Source organism: Methylobacterium dankookense, assembly GCF_902141855.1.
GTDB classification, from domain to species: Bacteria; Pseudomonadota; Alphaproteobacteria; order Rhizobiales; family Beijerinckiaceae; genus Methylobacterium; species Methylobacterium dankookense.
Genome location: NZ_CABFVH010000031.1, coordinates 26691 through 41527, shown reverse-complemented (window position 1 = coordinate 41527; position 14837 = coordinate 26691). Strand labels below are relative to the sequence as shown.

The following is a 14837-nucleotide window of genomic DNA, read 5'->3' as shown; positions in this document are numbered from 1 at the left end:
CCGCGCTCCAACTGCGTTAGGCCCGTGCCCGGTCGCGTCGCGAGCAGGAACGAGCCTAAGCTCTTGTTCCGACGCGCGCTCTCGCGCCGGACCGGTGCCCGTTATCGGCGGGGAGCGCTCCAGGCGTCTCCGACGTGGAGCGAATCATGCCCATCGAGTCGGCCCTCCAGAGCTTCCTGCTCGCGCTGTCGAGCCTGTTCTCCATCGTCAACCCGATCGGCGGGTCGCTGATCTTCGCGCAGGTGACGGCGGCCAACAGCCATGCCGAGCGCATCGAGCTGGCCCGCCGGATCGGGGTCTACGCGGCCCTGGTGATGGTCGCCGCGCTCTGGGCGGGGGCGCCGATCCTCAGCTTCTTCGGCGTCTCGCTGGGGGCCCTGCGCATCGCGGGCGGCCTCGTGGTCGCGACCTCCGCCTGGGGCCTGCTCAACCGGCCGGAGGCGCGGGAGGCCCGCAAGCAGGCGGAGGTGGGGGAGGCCGGAGCAGGGCCGCCGGCCAGCCCCGAGACCGCGCGTCGGGGGCGCGAGGCCCTGGCCGAGATCGCCTTCTTCCCGCTGACCCTGCCCTTCACCACCGGGCCCGGCACCATCGCGGTCGCGATCACGCTCGGCTCGAACCGCCCGGCGCTGCCGGCCGACCGGATCGCCTTCTATGTCGGCGTCTCGGCCGCCGCGCTCTGCGTCGCGGTCACGGTGGTGCTGCTCTACGCCTCCGCCGACCGGGTGGTCAGCCTGATCGGGCCGGTGGGCGCCCGCGTGCTCGGGCGCCTCTTCGCCTTCCTGCTCCTCTGCGTCGGCACCCAGATCACCATCAGCGGGATCATCGACGTGTTCGGCCCGATGTTCGCGGGCCGCTGAGCCCCGCCCAAACGGCAGCGGCCGGCCCGAAGATCGGACCGGCCGCCATTCCAGACCGCGTGCGCTCGTCAGATCACCGGCACGCCCGTCAGCTCGGCCGGGCCGCCGAAGAGCAGGGCGTGGCCGACATAGTAGAGGGCCAGGAAGCCGGCGAGCGCCGCGCCGTAATAGGCCGGGGCGAGCACCACCTGCCGACGGCTGGCCACGGCGCGGGCGTCGTCGGCGGCGATGCCGAGCAGGACAACGATGATGCCGGAATGGCCGATCGCGTCGATCTTGCCGAACTCGAACACCGCCGAGATGAAGATGCCGGCCAGGATGATCGCGCTCATCCGGCGCACCAGCGGCGTCCAGATCAGGGCGAAGGCGAGGGTGAACTCGATGACGCCGGCGGCCTTCATGAACAGCTCGGGCGAGGCGCCCATGGTCATGGCGGGCTTGGCCGCGATCAGCGGGTCGGTCCAGTGCGGGTAGGCCCATTTCTCGACCGAGGCCCACATCAGGGTGATCGCGGCGGCCCAGCGCACCACGTCGATCGGGCGCAGGCCGAGCACGGTGACGCCGAGGCCGGTGAGGATCAGGTAGGCCGCCACGCCGAGGAAGACGGGATAGTCGGCGAGGTGGAAGGTGCCGTACTGCGCGGTGGCGTAGGCGAACAGGAAGACGATGCCGAAGCCGACGAAGGGCGTCGTGCGCGGCGAGATCAGCAGGCCCGCGAGCCCGAGCTGGAGCCAGGGGATCCAGGCCGCGTCGGTCTTCAGTTCCGGCGTCAGGATGATGCCGCCGAGCGACCAGAGCGAGACGAAGAAGAAGCCGAGCGTCACCCGCACCAGGAAGTGCGTGTCGGTGCGGATGCGGGTGGTGACCCGGTCGAGGGCGTTGAGGAGCGCCGTGCCGACCGGCGTGCCCTCGGCGAGGCAGCCGAGCATCAGGCAGGCCAGCGCGATGCCGACGAGCCACTCGAAATCGGCGCAGAGCACCTCTTCCAACCCGCGGGGCTGGCCGGCGACGTCGAAGGCGCAGAACCATTTGACGTGGGCGCTCGCCTCCGTGGCGAACGCGGCGAAGGGGACGGCGAGAGCCGCCGCGGTGCCCAAACGACCCCTGAAACCCCGGACCGTCCGCATGGAAGCCTCGCCGAACTGCGGCTCTGTCTGGCCGACATCGGCATTTACGGACGGTTCACTTTGATCGACAAGGTTGTGTTAAGAGTTCTTTACCGGGACAGTTAACGCTGTGGGTTGCGTGCAGAACGGAGTGCCGGCGGCGCGCCGATCCACAACGATCGAATTAGCCACGTGAACTTAAGCCTCTGCTCAGGATTTCTTGCAATGACTCGTCCGCAGTCGAGCTTGGAGGATCCTGAATGGTCGGTTTCGCAAGCGTTGCGAGCCTCGGTCTTGGCGTCGCGCTGGCGGTTGCCGCGCCGCGCGCGGGCCTTCGTGCACAAGCCTGCGAGACCTATGGCGGCCTGTTCCTCGTCTCGGGGCTCGCGCTGCTCGGCTGCTGCCTGCCGCTGTTCCGCTGATTACCCCTGATTGCAGGCTTCTGACCCGCAGGCCCTTGCCGGCCGAGGCGTGGTCCGCGCGGGCGCCCTAGAGCCGTTCCCGATCGCGTTGCGACGGGGCACGGCTCTAAGCCTTTGTTTAGGCGCGCTTTCTTTCGCCGAACCGGCATCCACTTCGGCGGAGAGCGCCCTAAGGCGTCGGCGGCGTCTCGGTCAGTTCGGCCACCGCCGGCGCCGTGGAGGGGCCGGCGGTCAGCGTGCGCAGGAAGGCGAGCAGGTCCGCCTTCTCTCCGGCGCTGAGGGTGAGGGGCCGGATCTCGCGGGAGCGGCTCGGGCGGTCGATGCCGCCGCGGTCGTAGAGGTCGATCACCGCCTCCAGGCTCGTGAGCGAGCCGTCATGCATGTAGCTGCCGCGCTGGGCGACGTCGCGCAGCGTCGGCGTCTTGAAGGCGTAGCGCAGGGCGAGCGAGTTCGGCTTCAGCCGCCCGCGCCCGATATCGCCGTCCCGGCCCACCCCGATATCGTGGAACGAGCCGTCGCTGAACGACCAGCCGCTGTGGCAGGCGGCGCAGTTCGCCCGGCCGTTGAACAGGTCGAAGCCGCGCTTGGCCGCCTCCGGGATCGCGCCCTCGTTGCCGGCGATCCAGCGGTCGAAGGGCGCGGGCGTGGAGACGATCAGGCGCTGGAAGGTGGCGAGCGCCGCCTCGATGCGCGGTCGCGTCACGGTCGGATCGGGGAAGGCCGCGGCGAAGGCGGCCCTGTAGTCCGGCTCGGCGGCGAGGCGGCGCACGGCCTCGGCCTCGCTCAGGCCCATATTGCCGGGGGCGATGATCGGGCCGAAGGGCACGGCCTCCAGGGTGCGGAACTTGCCGTCCCAGCCGAGCGGCCCGTCCTGCCACGCCACGTTGAGCAGGCTCGGGGTGTGCAGGTCGAGATCGCCGCCCTGCTTGCTCTGCGCGCGCGGCCGCCCGTCCGCCCAGGCGAGGTCGGGGACGTGGCAGGTGGCGCAGGAGCGGTCGCGGTCGACCGAAAGGACAGGATCGAAGAACAGCCGGCGGCCGAGCTCGGCCTTGGCCGAGCTGTAGGGATTGTCCTCGGGGAAGGGGATCGCGGCGGGCGTGCGGTATCCCTCGCGCCATTCGGCACGCTGCGCTGCCGGCCCCGGCAGAGCCGAGCCCGCGACGCCTGCGATCACGAGGGTCACCGCGGCGGCGGTGCCGATCTTCCACGCCATCCGACCTCTCTGGGGAGGAGGACTAGGCGCAACCCGTTGATGAAACGTGAATCCGGGCGGTCCTGTAGACTTTGGTCCTACGGCCACGCTTCAGGAGACCGGGATTCCAAAGGGATCATCCCTTTGGCGGGGTGCCGGGGCGGAGCCCTGGCTTGAAGCCCCAGGGCGCTGCCCTGGACCCGCGAGAGGGGTGACCCCTCTCGACACCCGGGATCCGCTCACTCGATGCGGACCACGACGCTGTCGCTGCCGCCGGCCGCGTCGAGGACCGAGATGCGCGCGAAGCCGGCCCCGTCCGGCTTCCATTCCGACTGGCGCCGGGCACTCACCTCCACGGGCAGGCTGTTGACCATCCAGGTCAGCGGCGGCACCCCGCCGAGCGCCTTGAGCGCGAGGCCGGCGGGATTCGCCTCGGCGAGGCCGAGATCGATCCGGGCGCCGTCCGGCGGGTAGGCGATCTTCAGGGCCTGGGCCGTGCCCGGCAGCTTCTGGTCGGGCCGGATGTGGCGCAGCGGCGGGGGCAGGGCGGCATTCGTCGCCGCGAGCACGCCCTCGGGGCGGGGCACCGGCACCGGCTCGCCGCCGTAGCGGCTGAAGGCGTCGAACAGGATCGGCGCGGCGACGAGCCGGCCGACGAGGCCCGGCACCGCGGCCCCGTCCGCCCGGCCGACCCAGACCGCGACGGTGATGCGCCGGTCGAAGCCGACCGCCCAGGCGTCGCGGTAGCCGAAGGAGGTGCCGGTCTTGTAGGCGATGCGGTTCGGCAGGGCGTTCTCCGGGGGCGGGGCCCCGCGCAGGGTGTCGGCGACGTACCAGGCAGCCACCGGTTCGGCGATGCGCCGCTCGCCCTCTGCCGGCGGCCGGTCGGCCCGACGGGTCAGCGCCGGCACCGCCCCGCCCCGGGCGAGGCCGGCATAGAGCCGCGCGAGGTCGGTGAGGGTGATGCCGAGGCCCCCCAGCGCCACCGGCAGGCCGGGGGCGGCGTCGCGCGGCAGCAGGATGTTCGCCCCGCCCGCGCGCAGGCGGGCGATGAAGCGGGCCGGCCCCACCGCCTCCAGAAGCTCCACCGCCGGCACGTTCAGCGAGAGCTGCAGGGCGCGCCGGGCCGTCACCGTGCCCTGGTAGGTGAGGTCGAAATTCTCCGGCGCGTAGGTCGCGGCGAAGCGGGCGGGCCGGTCCTCCAGCAGGGTCTCGGGATGGGCGAGCCCGGTCTCGAAGGCGAGCGCGTAGATGAAGGGCTTCAGCGCCGAGCCCGGCGAGCGCACCGCCTGGGTCATGTCGATGGCGCCGCGCCGGTCCGCGTCGAGATAGCCGGGACTGCCGACCTGGGCCAGGACCGTGCCGGTCGCGTTGTCGAGGACGAGGATCGCCGCCGACAGGCCGGGCCCCGAGGCGGTCGCGCGTTCGCCTGCAAGCGCTTCGAGGCTCGCCTGCAGGCGCGCTTCGAGGCCGAGGCGGATGATGCGGGCCTCCGGATCGGCCGCCACCGCCGCCTCCGCGGCATGGGCCGCCAGCATCGGGAAGGGCCGGCGCCGGGCCGGCACCGGCTCGGCCTTGGCCGCGGCGGCCTCCGCCGGCGTGATCAGGCCGCGGGCGGCGACGATGTCGAGCACCCGGTCGCGGGCCCGCCGCGCCCGCTCGGGGAATCGGTCCGGCCGGCGCGCCTCGGGCGCCTGCGGCAGGGCGACGAGCAGCGCGGCCTCGGCGAAGGAGAGCCGGGCCGGCTCGCGGCCGAGATAGGCGAGCGAGGCCGCCCGCACGCCCTCGACGGGCCCGCCATAGGGGGCGAGCGCGAGGTAGAGGTCGAGCACGCCGCGCTTGCCGAGCCGCGTCTCCAGTTCGCGGGCGCGCAGCATCTGGCGGAGCTTGGCTGCCAGCGAGCGCTCCGGCCGCGGCTCCACGAGGCGGGCCACCTGCATCGACAGGGTCGAGGCCCCCGACACGATCCGTCCGTGCCGCAGCCACTGGCCGGCCGCGCGCAGCAGAGCGGCCGGATCAACGCCGCCATGCTCGGCGAAGCGCCGGTCCTCGTAGGCGGTCAGCATGGCGATGAAGCGCGGGTCGACGGAATCCGCGCTCACCGGCAGGCGCCAGCGCCCGTCCGCGGTGGCGAAGGGGCGCAGCAGGGTCCCGGCCCGGTCGGTGACGATGGTCGAGCGCAGCTCGGCCTGCGCCAGGTCGAGGGGCGGCAGGGCCGCGAGGGGCCGGAGCGCGAGGGCGCCGGCCGCCAGGGCCGGGACGGCGAGGGCCGCGAGGGCGAGGCGCCGCAACGCTTTCCCGCCCCCCTTTGCGGGGGCGGGAGCCGGATCCGGCCGCCTGCCCATCGCCCTACCGCGCCGCCGCGATCTCGACCGAGCCGAAGGCGGTCCGGCCGAAGCGCTCGGGGCGGTACATGTCCTCCACCGTGGCGCCGGGATGCACGTAGCTGCCGGGCGAGACGGCGCGCACCGTGTAGGCCACGGTGAAGAAGGCCGATTGCTCCGGCGTGCGGTCGTAGGCGGCCACGAAGCGGTCGTCGCGGAACTCGGTATGGGCCGGGGCGACGTCGGTCTTGACGAAGCTGAGGCCCTGGACCGCGTCCGCGTCGAGGAGCTTCGGATTGTCGATCTCGAGGCCCGCGGGCAGGCGGTCGACGAGGAGGAGACGGGCGGCGCTCGCCTGCTTCTCGGTCACCTTCAGAACCACCACGAGGCGGTCGTTCTGGCGGATGCCCTGGGCCGGATCGACGGCGCTGCCGTCGAGGCGGTGATAGCTCCGCTCGATCGCGTAGCCGCGCGATTCCGCGGGCTCGGGCGCGATCGGGTTCCCGTTGATGCCCACCGCCACCTGAACCGGCGCGCGGCCGGTATTGACCAGCGTCACCGGCTTCGCCTCCAGGGCGGCGCCCCGGTAGGTGCGGGCGAGCGAGCCCGTCAGCGGCGCGCCGTCGAGGCTGAAGGACAGGTTCTGCGCCTCCTTGGTCAGGCCGGCGGCGGCCAGCACCATCCAGGCATTCTCCTGTGTGCTGGTGGTCCGGCCCGAGGCGCGCTCCTCGGTCAGCACCGCGGCCACGGGGGTGAGGGCCTCGCGGGCGAGGCCCGACTCGGCGGCGAGCGCGAGCAGGCCCGCCCCGTCGCGCAGGCGCGAGCCGTAATCGGCCCGGTAGCCCTGCCCGTCGCGCTCGCTCTTCAGGACCCCGAGGGCCGAGTCGAGCGCCTTGGCGGCGCGGGTGCGGTCACCGAGCAGCGCCAGCGCCGCGGCGATCTGCGCCCGGGCCAGCGGCGTGGTGAACTCGCCGAGCTTGGTGTCGGCGAGGTAGCGCAGGTCCCCGCTCACCGGGCGGCCGTTGCGGGCGAGCACATAGGCCGCATAGGCGAGGTCGAGGCCGCCGTCGCGCACCTCGGTGGTGTTGGCCACGGCGTTGCGCAGGCGGTCGAGGGCGAGGTTGAAGGCGGTCTGCGGCACCGCGAAGTTGCGCTCGCGGGCCCGCGTCAGGAAGTCGGTGACGTAGGCGTCGAGCCAGAGGTCGTTCGACCCCTGCGCCGACCACAGGCCGAAATCGCCGCTCGAATCCTGGCGCGCGAGCACCCGGTCGATCGCCCCGCGCACCCGCTCGTCCAGCCCGTCGTCGATGGCGAGCTTGTCGAGGCTCGCCAGGCTGTTGACGTAGAGGAGCGGCATCGCCCGGCTCACCACCTGCTCGGAGCAGCCATAGGGGTAGCGGTCGAGCGCCTGCAGCAGCGCGGCGACGTCGAGCCCCGGCAGGGCCGAGGCCGAGACGGAGACCGTGCCGGTGCCGGGCAGGATGTCGGCGAGCAGATCCGGCGTGATCTGCAGGCTGGCGCCGGGCTCCAGGGTGCGCAGGCTGCGCCGCACCAGAGCGCCGGTGCCCGGCGAGACGGGGAGGCTGAAGCTCTGGCCGACGCCCGCGGGCAGGCCGGGGCCGGAGAGGTTGAGGTCGAGCCGCGCCGTGCCCGGGCCGGCCGCGGTCAACGGCACCACGAGCTGCCCCTTGGCGCCGGCGGCGAGGGTCAGCCTGCGCTGCGCCGCCTCGGCGCCGACGAGCACCGGCCCCGCGAGATCCAGATCGACCGTGTACTCGCCGGCCTGTCCCTCGACATTGTCGAGGGCGACGAAGAAGCGCGAGCGGTCGCCCGCATTGAGGAAGCGCGGCAGGGTGCCGGTGAGGACCACGGGGTCGCGGATCACCACGTCGGCCTGGGCCTGGCCGGTGCGGTTGCCGCTCCAGGCGGTCACCATCACGCGGCCGGTGCCGTTGAAGGCGGGCACGGGGAAGGTCACCGCGGCGCGCCCGTCCGGCCCGACCGTGACCACGCCCGAATAGAGGGCGAGGGGCGCTTGGCTCGGGGGCGAGTCGGCGAGCTCGCCCGCGCTCGCGTCGCCGCCCGAGCGGATCGCGCCGAGCGTGCCCTGCATGCCGTCGATCAGGTATCCGTAGAGGTCGCGGATCTCGGCCGAGAGGGCCTTCTGGCCGAAGAAGAACTTCGTCGGGTCCGGCGCCTCGTAGCGGGTCAGGTTGAGGATGCCGACATCGACCATCGCCACGGTGATGCGCGCCTCCTCGCCGGGCTTCAGCCCGGTCAGGCGCACCGGCAGGGTGAGGTCCTGGCGCGGGCGCACCTTCTGGGGTGCGTCCACCGCCACCTCCAGGCCGCGCGCCCCGCGATCGACGGAGAACCAGGCGAGCCCGAGCGCCCGGCCCGGCAGGCGCTTGGCCGCCTGGTCGAGGGGGCGGTAGGCGGTGGCGACCAGATAGGCGCCCGCGCCCCATTCGGCCTTCACGGGGAGGGTGACGGTGGCGCCGCCCTCCGGCACCGCCACGTCCATGACCTCGTGCACCCGGTCGCTGACCACGGCAAGAGTGGCACGGCCGCGGAATTTCGGCGCGAGCCGGGCCCGCAGGGTCTCGCCCGAATTGTAGGCCGCCTTGTCGAGGGTGAGGTCGAGGCGGTCGGGCACGTCGGCGGTCTCGGAGCCGCCCCAGCCGACCTCGAAGGTCACGCTGGCGGCCTGCGCCGCCTGGCCGGGCGCGGCCACCTCCAGGCGGTACTTGCCGAAGCTCAGCGGCGTTGCGATCCGCCCCGGCGCGTCGGGGTTGAGGGCGAGGCTGCCATCGGCGACGCGGCGCACCGACTTCACCGGCTCGAAGGACCAGCGCCCGTCCGCGCGGTACCATTGGTAGGTCTGCTCGATCCGCGACAGGGTCCAGGTCACGCCGCCTTGCGCGAGGCGGCGGCCGTCGGGCGTCGCCATCGCCACGTCGAAGGTCGCGGTCGCGCCCTCGGCGAGGTCGGACGCGAAAGTCTTGCGGATGGCGAGCACCGGCCCGTCCGGCAGGATCGGCAGGGTGAGGCTGCGCGAGACCGCGCGGCCGCCCGGCTCGCCGACCGCCAGCGTGATCTTGGCCTCCAGCGGGCGCGGGCTCGCCGGGCTCGGCACCGGCACGGTCATCGCGGCGGAGCCCTTGGCGTCGGTGGTGCCGTGCCCCTCGATCTCCTGCGTGGTCGCCTCGAAGGATTCGTCGTCGAGCCCGACCGTGAAGCCCTCCAGTCCCGGGATGCCGCTGCTGGCTGCGGCCTGCACCGCGACGCTGCCCGAGACGTCGAGGCCGGAGCCCGGCGCGCCGTAGAGGTAGCGCGCCGCGACCGCGATCTCGGCCGGCTCGCCCTTGCGGAGCGCGGGCTTGGCCGGCTTCAGATCGATCTCCATCCGCTCGGGGACGTAGTCCTCCAGGAGGAAGCTCGCCTCGCCGAGGGCGGGCGCCTTCGGATCGGTATAGGCGGCGATCCGCCAAGTGCCGTGCATGGCGTTCGAAAGCAGCGGCAGCGACAGGCTGCGCCCCCCGAGCCCCTGGTCGGCGACCTGGACGCGGCGAAACTCGACGCCGTCCGGGCGCTTGACCACGAGGATGAGCGGCAGGTTCGGCACCGCCGCGCCCTTCGCGTCGCGCAGGAGTGCGGTGACCTGCACCGTCTCGCCGGAGCGGTAGACCCCGCGCTCGGGGAAGAGGTAGGCCTCCACCGCGCCCGCATCGGGCCGGCCCTTCACGCCGCGGTCGGTGAGGTCGAAGGCCGAGAGGTTGAGGTCGAGGAAGCCGTAATCCTCGCCGCTCTGCGCCACTACGAGGCCCGGCGCGATGCCGCCCTCGCCGCGGGCGAGGCCCGGATCGAAGGCGGCGTAGCCGCGCGCATCGGTCTTGCGGGTCGCCAGCACCTCGTTGTTGCGGGCGATCAGGCGGATCTCGGCATTCGCCACGGCCTCGGCGGAGGCCAGCGAGCGCAGCACGACATGCACGCCGTCGCGGCCCTTGAAGGCGGTGAGGCCGAGGTCGGAGACCACGAACCACTGCGTCGCCTTCTGCTCGTAGCCACCCTCCTCGCCGGTGGCGGGTGCGACGCCGGTGGGTGCGGCCTGCATGATGTAGATGCCGGGCTCCAGCCGCCCGACCGCCTGCAGCACGGGGAAGGCGGTCACCGCCTCCTGGTTCTGCTCGGCCTTGGCCGTCTCCAGCGTGCCCTTCCAGACGCGCACGCCCTTCTGCTCGGCGATGGTCTGCGCGGTGGCGCCCGTGAGCTGGCTCAGGAACTCCTCCGAGCGCAGGGCGGGGAGCAGGCCGCGGTCGCCGATGCGCAGCACCTCCACGTCGAGCTTCGGCGCGTTGACGGAGAGCAGCGGCACGCCGGCCTGGCCGGTGCGGGGCAGGACGTAGTTGCGGCCCGTGAAGCGCACCTGGGGCGAGCGGTCGCGGACGTAGATCTCGTAATCGGCCGCTTTCAGCAGGGTCTCGCCCACCGAGGAGGGCAGGCCCTGGCGCAGCACCACGGCGTATTGGCCGCCATGCTTCAGCCCGTCCACGCAGACCTGCGAGCCCTCCGCCGTCACGGCGGCGTTCGACGCGCCCGAGACCGCGACGAAGGGCGTGAAGTCGATCTTGGGCGCCAGCGTCTCCGAGAAGGTGAAGCAGGCCCGCGGCGCGGCGGCATCCGCATCGACCTTGTAGTCGAGGATGCGGAAGCCGTGCTCCTCGCGCAGCGCCTCGTAGGTCTCGCGCACGGTCTCGCGGTCGTCGAGGGCGAGGCTCGCGCGGTAGGCCTCCAGCGCCGGGCGCCACTCGGACTGGTGCGCCTGCGCCTCGCCGAGGAAGGCGAGCGCCCGGGCCTCGGCCTGGGGCGTCGCCGCGCGCAGATAGGCCTGGTAGGCGGCGGCGAGCGCGGCCTGTCGGCGCCGGTAGCGGTCGTTGTAGCTGCCGGCCTTCTCGTCGTTGCCGAAGGCGTCCGCGGCGCGCGCATAGGCGAGCCAGTTCTGGGGGTCGGCCGGGTCCGCCGTCACCGCCGCCGCGAGGAGGGGGAGGGCTGTTGTGGCGCGGCCGGACTGGAGCTGCGCCTCGCCCTCGCGACGGGCCTGCGCGGGGTTACGGCCAGGCGCGTTCGCCTCCGCCGCGAGCGCCGCCTCGAGGCGGACGCCGGCGGAGGCGAGGGCCTCGCGCTGGAAGGACTTCTTGGCCGGGGGCTTGGCGGCCGGCCTCGCCGGCATCTGCGCGGCGGGTGGCGGCGCCTGCTGCGCGCCGACGGGCCCGGCCAGCGCGAGGGCGCCTGCGAGCAGCGCCAGACGGCGCACGACACCCGACGAAACCGCCATCACCCGCTCCGCGGCTGGACCCGGCCGGATCGACGAATCCGGCGCGACGGGGCGGGACGGTAGCATCTGCCGCGGGCGCCGCAATCGCTACCCTCGTGCCAGCCCGCACGCGGCGGTGGGACCGTCGGCCTCCGCTCTGGCTTTCGCCCGGCGGGCCTGCCACCTTCGCCGCGGATTTGTCGATGGGAATCAGCGCCCATGCCGCGCCGTCTCGGGCTCGCCCTCCTGCTCGCCGCCGGCCTCGGCGCGCCGGCTTCCGCACAGGCGCCCTTGCAGGCGCCCTTGCAGGCTCCTTTGCCGAAGCCGGCCCCGAAGGCCCCGGCCGCCGCATCCGCGCCCGCCGACCCGGCCTTCGAGGCGGCGAGGGCCGCGTTCGAGGTGCTTCCCGAGGCCGAGCGCAAGGCGCTGCAGGACGCTCTGGTCTGGACCGGCGACTACAACAGCGTCCTCGCGGGGACCTTCGGCCGGCGCACCTTCGAGGCGCTGAACGCCTTTCAAGGGCGCAACGGGGGCGGCGACCCGCTCGCCCCGCCCGTGCGGGCGAAGATCCTGGCGGCCGGCGAGGCGGCACGGAAGGCGGCGCGCTTCACGGCGAAGGCGGATCCGGCGACGGGCGCCGTGCTCGGCGTGCCGGAGCGGCTCCTCGCGAAGCGCAGCCCGCTGCCGGGCCCGCTGCCCGCCGGGACCCGATGGCAGAGCGCGGACGGCCGGGTGACGCTGGAGAGCCGCGCCTTCCCGCCGGGGGCCGCCGATCTCGACGGCCTGTTCGAGCGCGCCACCGCGCCGATGCCGGAGCGCAAGGTCACCTACAAGCTGAAGCGGCCGGACTTCATCGTGGTCACCGCTGAGACGCCGGGCGGGCGCTCCTATGTCCGCTACGCCGCGGGCGCGGCGGGGGTGCGCGGCTTCGCGCTCGGCTACGACCGGGCGCTCGCGGGCGAGGTCGACCGCCTCGTCATCGCCATCGCCAACAGCTTCGTGCCCTTCCCCGATGCGGCGCCGGCTCCCGCGCCATCCGCGGCATCCACGCCCGTGCCGCCGCCGGCCGCGGCGGCGCGGCCCGCACCGGCTGCCGCCCGGATCGCCGGGACCGGTCTCGTGGTGGCGCCGAACCGGGTTCTGACGGCGGCCGCGATCGGGGAGGGCTGCGCCCCGCGGATCGGCGGCGCCGCGGCCAAAGTCCTGCGCAGCGATCCCGCGAGCGGCCTCGCCATCCTGGAGGCGTCGGGCCTGCCGGTGCCGGTCCCGCTCGCCGCGCGCACGGAGCCGCTCGCCGCCGAGGAGAGCCTCGTCGTCCTCGCGGCGGGTGCGGAGGGTGTCGCGGTCGCGCCCGGCACGGCCGGACCGGGCGGGCTCGTCGCGCCCCTGCAGCCGGGTGCCGCGGGCGCGCCCGTCTTCGACCGGGCCGGACGCCTCGCCGGCCTCGTCGCGCGCTATCCCACCGCCCCGCGGCTGGTCGCGGGCGTGGTGCCGCCGCTGGCGGTGCCGCTCGCCGCGGGCGCGGCTGTCGCGGATGTCCTCGGCGCGGCCGGGATCGCGCCGCGCGATGCGGGCAAGGGCGGCGCGATGAGCCTCGGGGCGGTGGCCGGCGCGGTCCGGCCGGCCGTGGTGGCGGTGAGCTGCGCCCGCTAGAGCGCTCTCGAGCCGAAATGGATGCCGGTTCGGCGCGTGTGATCGCGTCGAACCGGCAATGTCAGGCGAGCGTCAGATCCCACCCCTCACCAGCAGCACGATCAGGATGATGAGCAGGATGCCGCCCAGGCCGAAGCCGGGGCCGCGATAGGCGCCGCCGCCGTAGAACCCGCCGCCACCGAAGGCGAGGATGATCAGGATGATGAGCAGGATGGTGACGAGGGACATCGGGGTTCTCCGGTCGTCGCGCGGGGCGCGAGCTTGACCGTGCAACGCCGAAATCGGCCGGACCGTTCAACCGAAGATCGATTTTAATCCGCTATACCACCTGTGTTTTCAGGCTCAGGCCCGCCAGTCGGGCAGCGGGTCCGGGCTGGCGCCGAGCCAGTCGGGCTGGGGCAGGCCGCGCTCGGCCAGGAAGGCCGGGTTGAACAGCTTCGAGGCGTAGCGAGCGGCGCCGTCGCAGAGGATGGTCGCGATGGTGTGGCCGGGCCCGAGCTCCCGGGCGAGGCGGATCGCCCCCGCCACGTTGATGCCCGACGAGCCGCCGAGGGAGAGCCCCTCCTCGCGCATCAGCCGGAAGACGATCTCGAGCGCCTCGGTATCGGGGATGCGGTAGGCATGGTCGGGGGTGAAGCCGGCGAGGTTGGCGGTGATGCGGCCCTGGCCGATCCCCTCGGTGATCGAGGAGCCTTCCGCCTTGAGCGTCCCGGTCGTGTAGTGGGCGTAGAGGGCCGAGCCCTCGGGGTCGGAGAGGGCGATCCGCACCCCGGCCTTGCGCGTCCGCAGCGCCTCGGCGACGCCGGCGAGCGTGCCCCCGGTGCCGGCCGCGCAGACGAAGCCGTCGACCGCGCCGCCCGTCGCCTCGTAGATCTCGGGGCCCGTCCCCTCCACATGGGCCTGGCGGTTGGCGACGTTGTCGAACTGGTCGGCGAAGAAGGCGCCGGCGGCCTCCGTCGCCGCGAGCCGCTCGGCGAGGCGGCGGGCCACGTGCACGTAGTTGTTCGGGTTGGCGAAGGGCACGGCCGGCACCTCGACGAGGCGGGCGCCCGCGAGCCGCAGCGTCTGCTTCTTCTCCTCGGACTGGGTCTCGGGGATGACGATCACGGTGCGGTAGCCGCGCACCGAGGCGACCAGGGCGAGGCCGATGCCGGTATTCCCCGCCGTGCCCTCGACGATGGTGCCGCCCGGCCGGATCAGCCCGCGCGCCTCGGCATCCTGCACGATGGAGAGCGCGGCGCGGTCCTTCACCGAGAGGCCGGGATTGAGGAACTCCGCCTTGCCGAGGATGGTGCAGCCCGTCTCCTCGGAGGCGCGGCGGAGCCGGATCAGCGGCGTGTTGCCGATGGCGGCGAGGACGTCGGGGCGGGGGGAGAGATCGGGGGCGGCGCGGCTCATGGCATCCCTCATAGCGCATCGCCCGGAGAAAGGGGTGCCGGGATTTCGGGCCAAGCATGACCGGACCGCTCCGGAGGGCGGCCTCGCGGAGAAGCCGGATCTCCTCAGGCCGGCGCGAGGGCGACGAGCGGCTTGTCCTTGTCGACCACGTAGGTGATGGCGAGGCGCAGGGGCTTCTCCACCTTGCGCACCCCGTGCGGCACCTCCGGCGGGATCTGGAAGCCCTCGCCCGGCCGCACCGGCACCGCCTCCTGCCCCTGCACGTAGAGCTCGGCCTCGCCCTCCAGCACGAAGGCCGATTCGATCCCCGGATGGGTGTGGCGCGGAACCTCGACGCCCGCCGGGACCTCGACCTCCATCAGCAGGGTGACGAGGTTGCCCGTTCCGGCCTCGGTCCGCTTCAGGAGCTTGCGCTTGACCTGGCCCGCGGGCGCGCCCTGCGCCGCCGCCTCCGTGGCGGCGAAGCCGTCGACGCCCGCGCAGATCAGGCAGGCTCCGAACCAGCGTCGCGTCAGCATGCCGACCTCCCCGTGCTCCGTTTCCCGGATCGGATACAGGTTAGGATGCGCCA

10 protein-coding genes are annotated in these 14837 nt (G+C 73.7%); 3 read left to right on the top strand and 7 right to left on the bottom strand.

The annotated features are described in order from the left end of the window. Positions 1-146: 146 nt before the first annotated feature. Positions 147-857: a MarC family protein gene (locus MTDSW087_RS20160; RefSeq protein WP_144766691.1), complete on the top strand. Its 711-nt coding sequence runs from the start codon at positions 147-149 to the stop codon at positions 855-857. Between the two features lie 68 nt (positions 858-925). Here the strand turns inward: MTDSW087_RS20160 and MTDSW087_RS20155 are convergent, their stop codons facing one another. Next, positions 926-1984, bottom strand: coding sequence for a hypothetical protein (locus MTDSW087_RS20155; RefSeq protein ID WP_238178792.1), 1059 nt, complete (start codon positions 1982-1984; stop codon positions 926-928). Positions 1985-2223: 239 nt separating this feature from the next. Here MTDSW087_RS20155 and MTDSW087_RS30315 point away from each other — a divergent pair, with 239 nt between their 5' ends. Next, complete coding sequence (locus MTDSW087_RS30315; RefSeq protein WP_186383929.1) at positions 2224-2385, top strand: hypothetical protein; 162 nt, start codon at positions 2224-2226, stop codon at positions 2383-2385. A gap of 169 nt (positions 2386-2554) precedes the next feature. On the opposite strand, the gene MTDSW087_RS20150 is transcribed toward MTDSW087_RS30315, so the two are convergent. The 3 genes from MTDSW087_RS20150 to MTDSW087_RS20140 form a co-directional block, all read right to left on the bottom strand. Then, the gene (locus MTDSW087_RS20150) at positions 2555-3598 is read right to left on the bottom strand and encodes a cytochrome-c peroxidase (RefSeq protein WP_144766690.1); all 1044 of its coding nucleotides are present in this window, start codon (positions 3596-3598) and stop codon (positions 2555-2557) included. Between the two features lie 218 nt (positions 3599-3816). Further along, positions 3817-5922, bottom strand: coding sequence for a penicillin-binding protein 1C (gene pbpC / locus MTDSW087_RS20145; protein WP_144766689.1), 2106 nt, complete (start codon positions 5920-5922; stop codon positions 3817-3819). A 4-nt stretch (positions 5923-5926) separates the two neighbouring features. After that, complete coding sequence (locus MTDSW087_RS20140; RefSeq protein ID WP_144766688.1) at positions 5927-11236, bottom strand: alpha-2-macroglobulin family protein; 5310 nt, start codon at positions 11234-11236, stop codon at positions 5927-5929. Between the two features lie 198 nt (positions 11237-11434). On the opposite strand from MTDSW087_RS20140, the gene MTDSW087_RS20135 reads away from it, so the two are divergent. Next, positions 11435-12868: a S1 family serine peptidase gene (locus MTDSW087_RS20135; RefSeq protein WP_144766687.1), complete on the top strand. Its 1434-nt coding sequence runs from the start codon at positions 11435-11437 to the stop codon at positions 12866-12868. Positions 12869-12940: 72 nt separating this feature from the next. Here MTDSW087_RS20135 and MTDSW087_RS20130 read toward each other — a convergent pair whose 3' ends face one another. From MTDSW087_RS20130 to MTDSW087_RS20120, 3 genes are all read right to left on the bottom strand, one after another. Further along, the gene (locus tag MTDSW087_RS20130; RefSeq protein ID WP_142582539.1) at positions 12941-13096 is read right to left on the bottom strand and encodes a DUF3309 domain-containing protein; all 156 of its coding nucleotides are present in this window, start codon (positions 13094-13096) and stop codon (positions 12941-12943) included. A gap of 114 nt (positions 13097-13210) precedes the next feature. Beyond that, a complete protein-coding gene (locus MTDSW087_RS20125; protein WP_144766686.1) occupies positions 13211-14266 on the bottom strand; it encodes a cysteine synthase A in 1056 nt (351 codons plus the stop codon). A 104-nt stretch (positions 14267-14370) separates the two neighbouring features. Further along, entirely contained in the window at positions 14371-14784 is a 414-nt protein-coding gene (locus MTDSW087_RS20120) for a cupin domain-containing protein (protein ID WP_144766685.1), read from the bottom strand. Between the last annotated feature and the right edge of the window lie 53 nt (positions 14785-14837).

What these genes read in the sequence shown, in the direction of transcription:
- MTDSW087_RS20140 (WP_144766688.1), bottom strand. Translation starts at nt 11,236, where the DNA reads ATGGCGGTTTCGTCGGGTGTCGTGCGCCGTCTGGCGCTGCTCGCAGGC.
- MTDSW087_RS20125 (WP_144766686.1), bottom strand. Translation starts at nt 14,266, where the DNA reads ATGAGCCGCGCCGCCCCCGATCTCTCCCCCCGCCCCGACGTCCTCGCC.
- MTDSW087_RS20120 (WP_144766685.1), bottom strand. Translation starts at nt 14,784, where the DNA reads ATGCTGACGCGACGCTGGTTCGGAGCCTGCCTGATCTGCGCGGGCGTC.
- MTDSW087_RS20130 (WP_142582539.1), bottom strand. Translation starts at nt 13,096, where the DNA reads ATGTCCCTCGTCACCATCCTGCTCATCATCCTGATCATCCTCGCCTTC.
- MTDSW087_RS20150 (WP_144766690.1), bottom strand. Translation starts at nt 3,598, where the DNA reads ATGGCGTGGAAGATCGGCACCGCCGCCGCGGTGACCCTCGTGATCGCA.
- MTDSW087_RS20155 (WP_238178792.1), bottom strand. Translation starts at nt 1,984, where the DNA reads ATGCGGACGGTCCGGGGTTTCAGGGGTCGTTTGGGCACCGCGGCGGCT.
- MTDSW087_RS20160 (WP_144766691.1), top strand. Translation starts at nt 147, where the DNA reads ATGCCCATCGAGTCGGCCCTCCAGAGCTTCCTGCTCGCGCTGTCGAGC.
- pbpC (WP_144766689.1), bottom strand. Translation starts at nt 5,922, where the DNA reads ATGGGCAGGCGGCCGGATCCGGCTCCCGCCCCCGCAAAGGGGGGCGGG.
- MTDSW087_RS20135 (WP_144766687.1), top strand. Translation starts at nt 11,435, where the DNA reads ATGCCGCGCCGTCTCGGGCTCGCCCTCCTGCTCGCCGCCGGCCTCGGC.
- MTDSW087_RS30315 (WP_186383929.1), top strand. Translation starts at nt 2,224, where the DNA reads ATGGTCGGTTTCGCAAGCGTTGCGAGCCTCGGTCTTGGCGTCGCGCTG.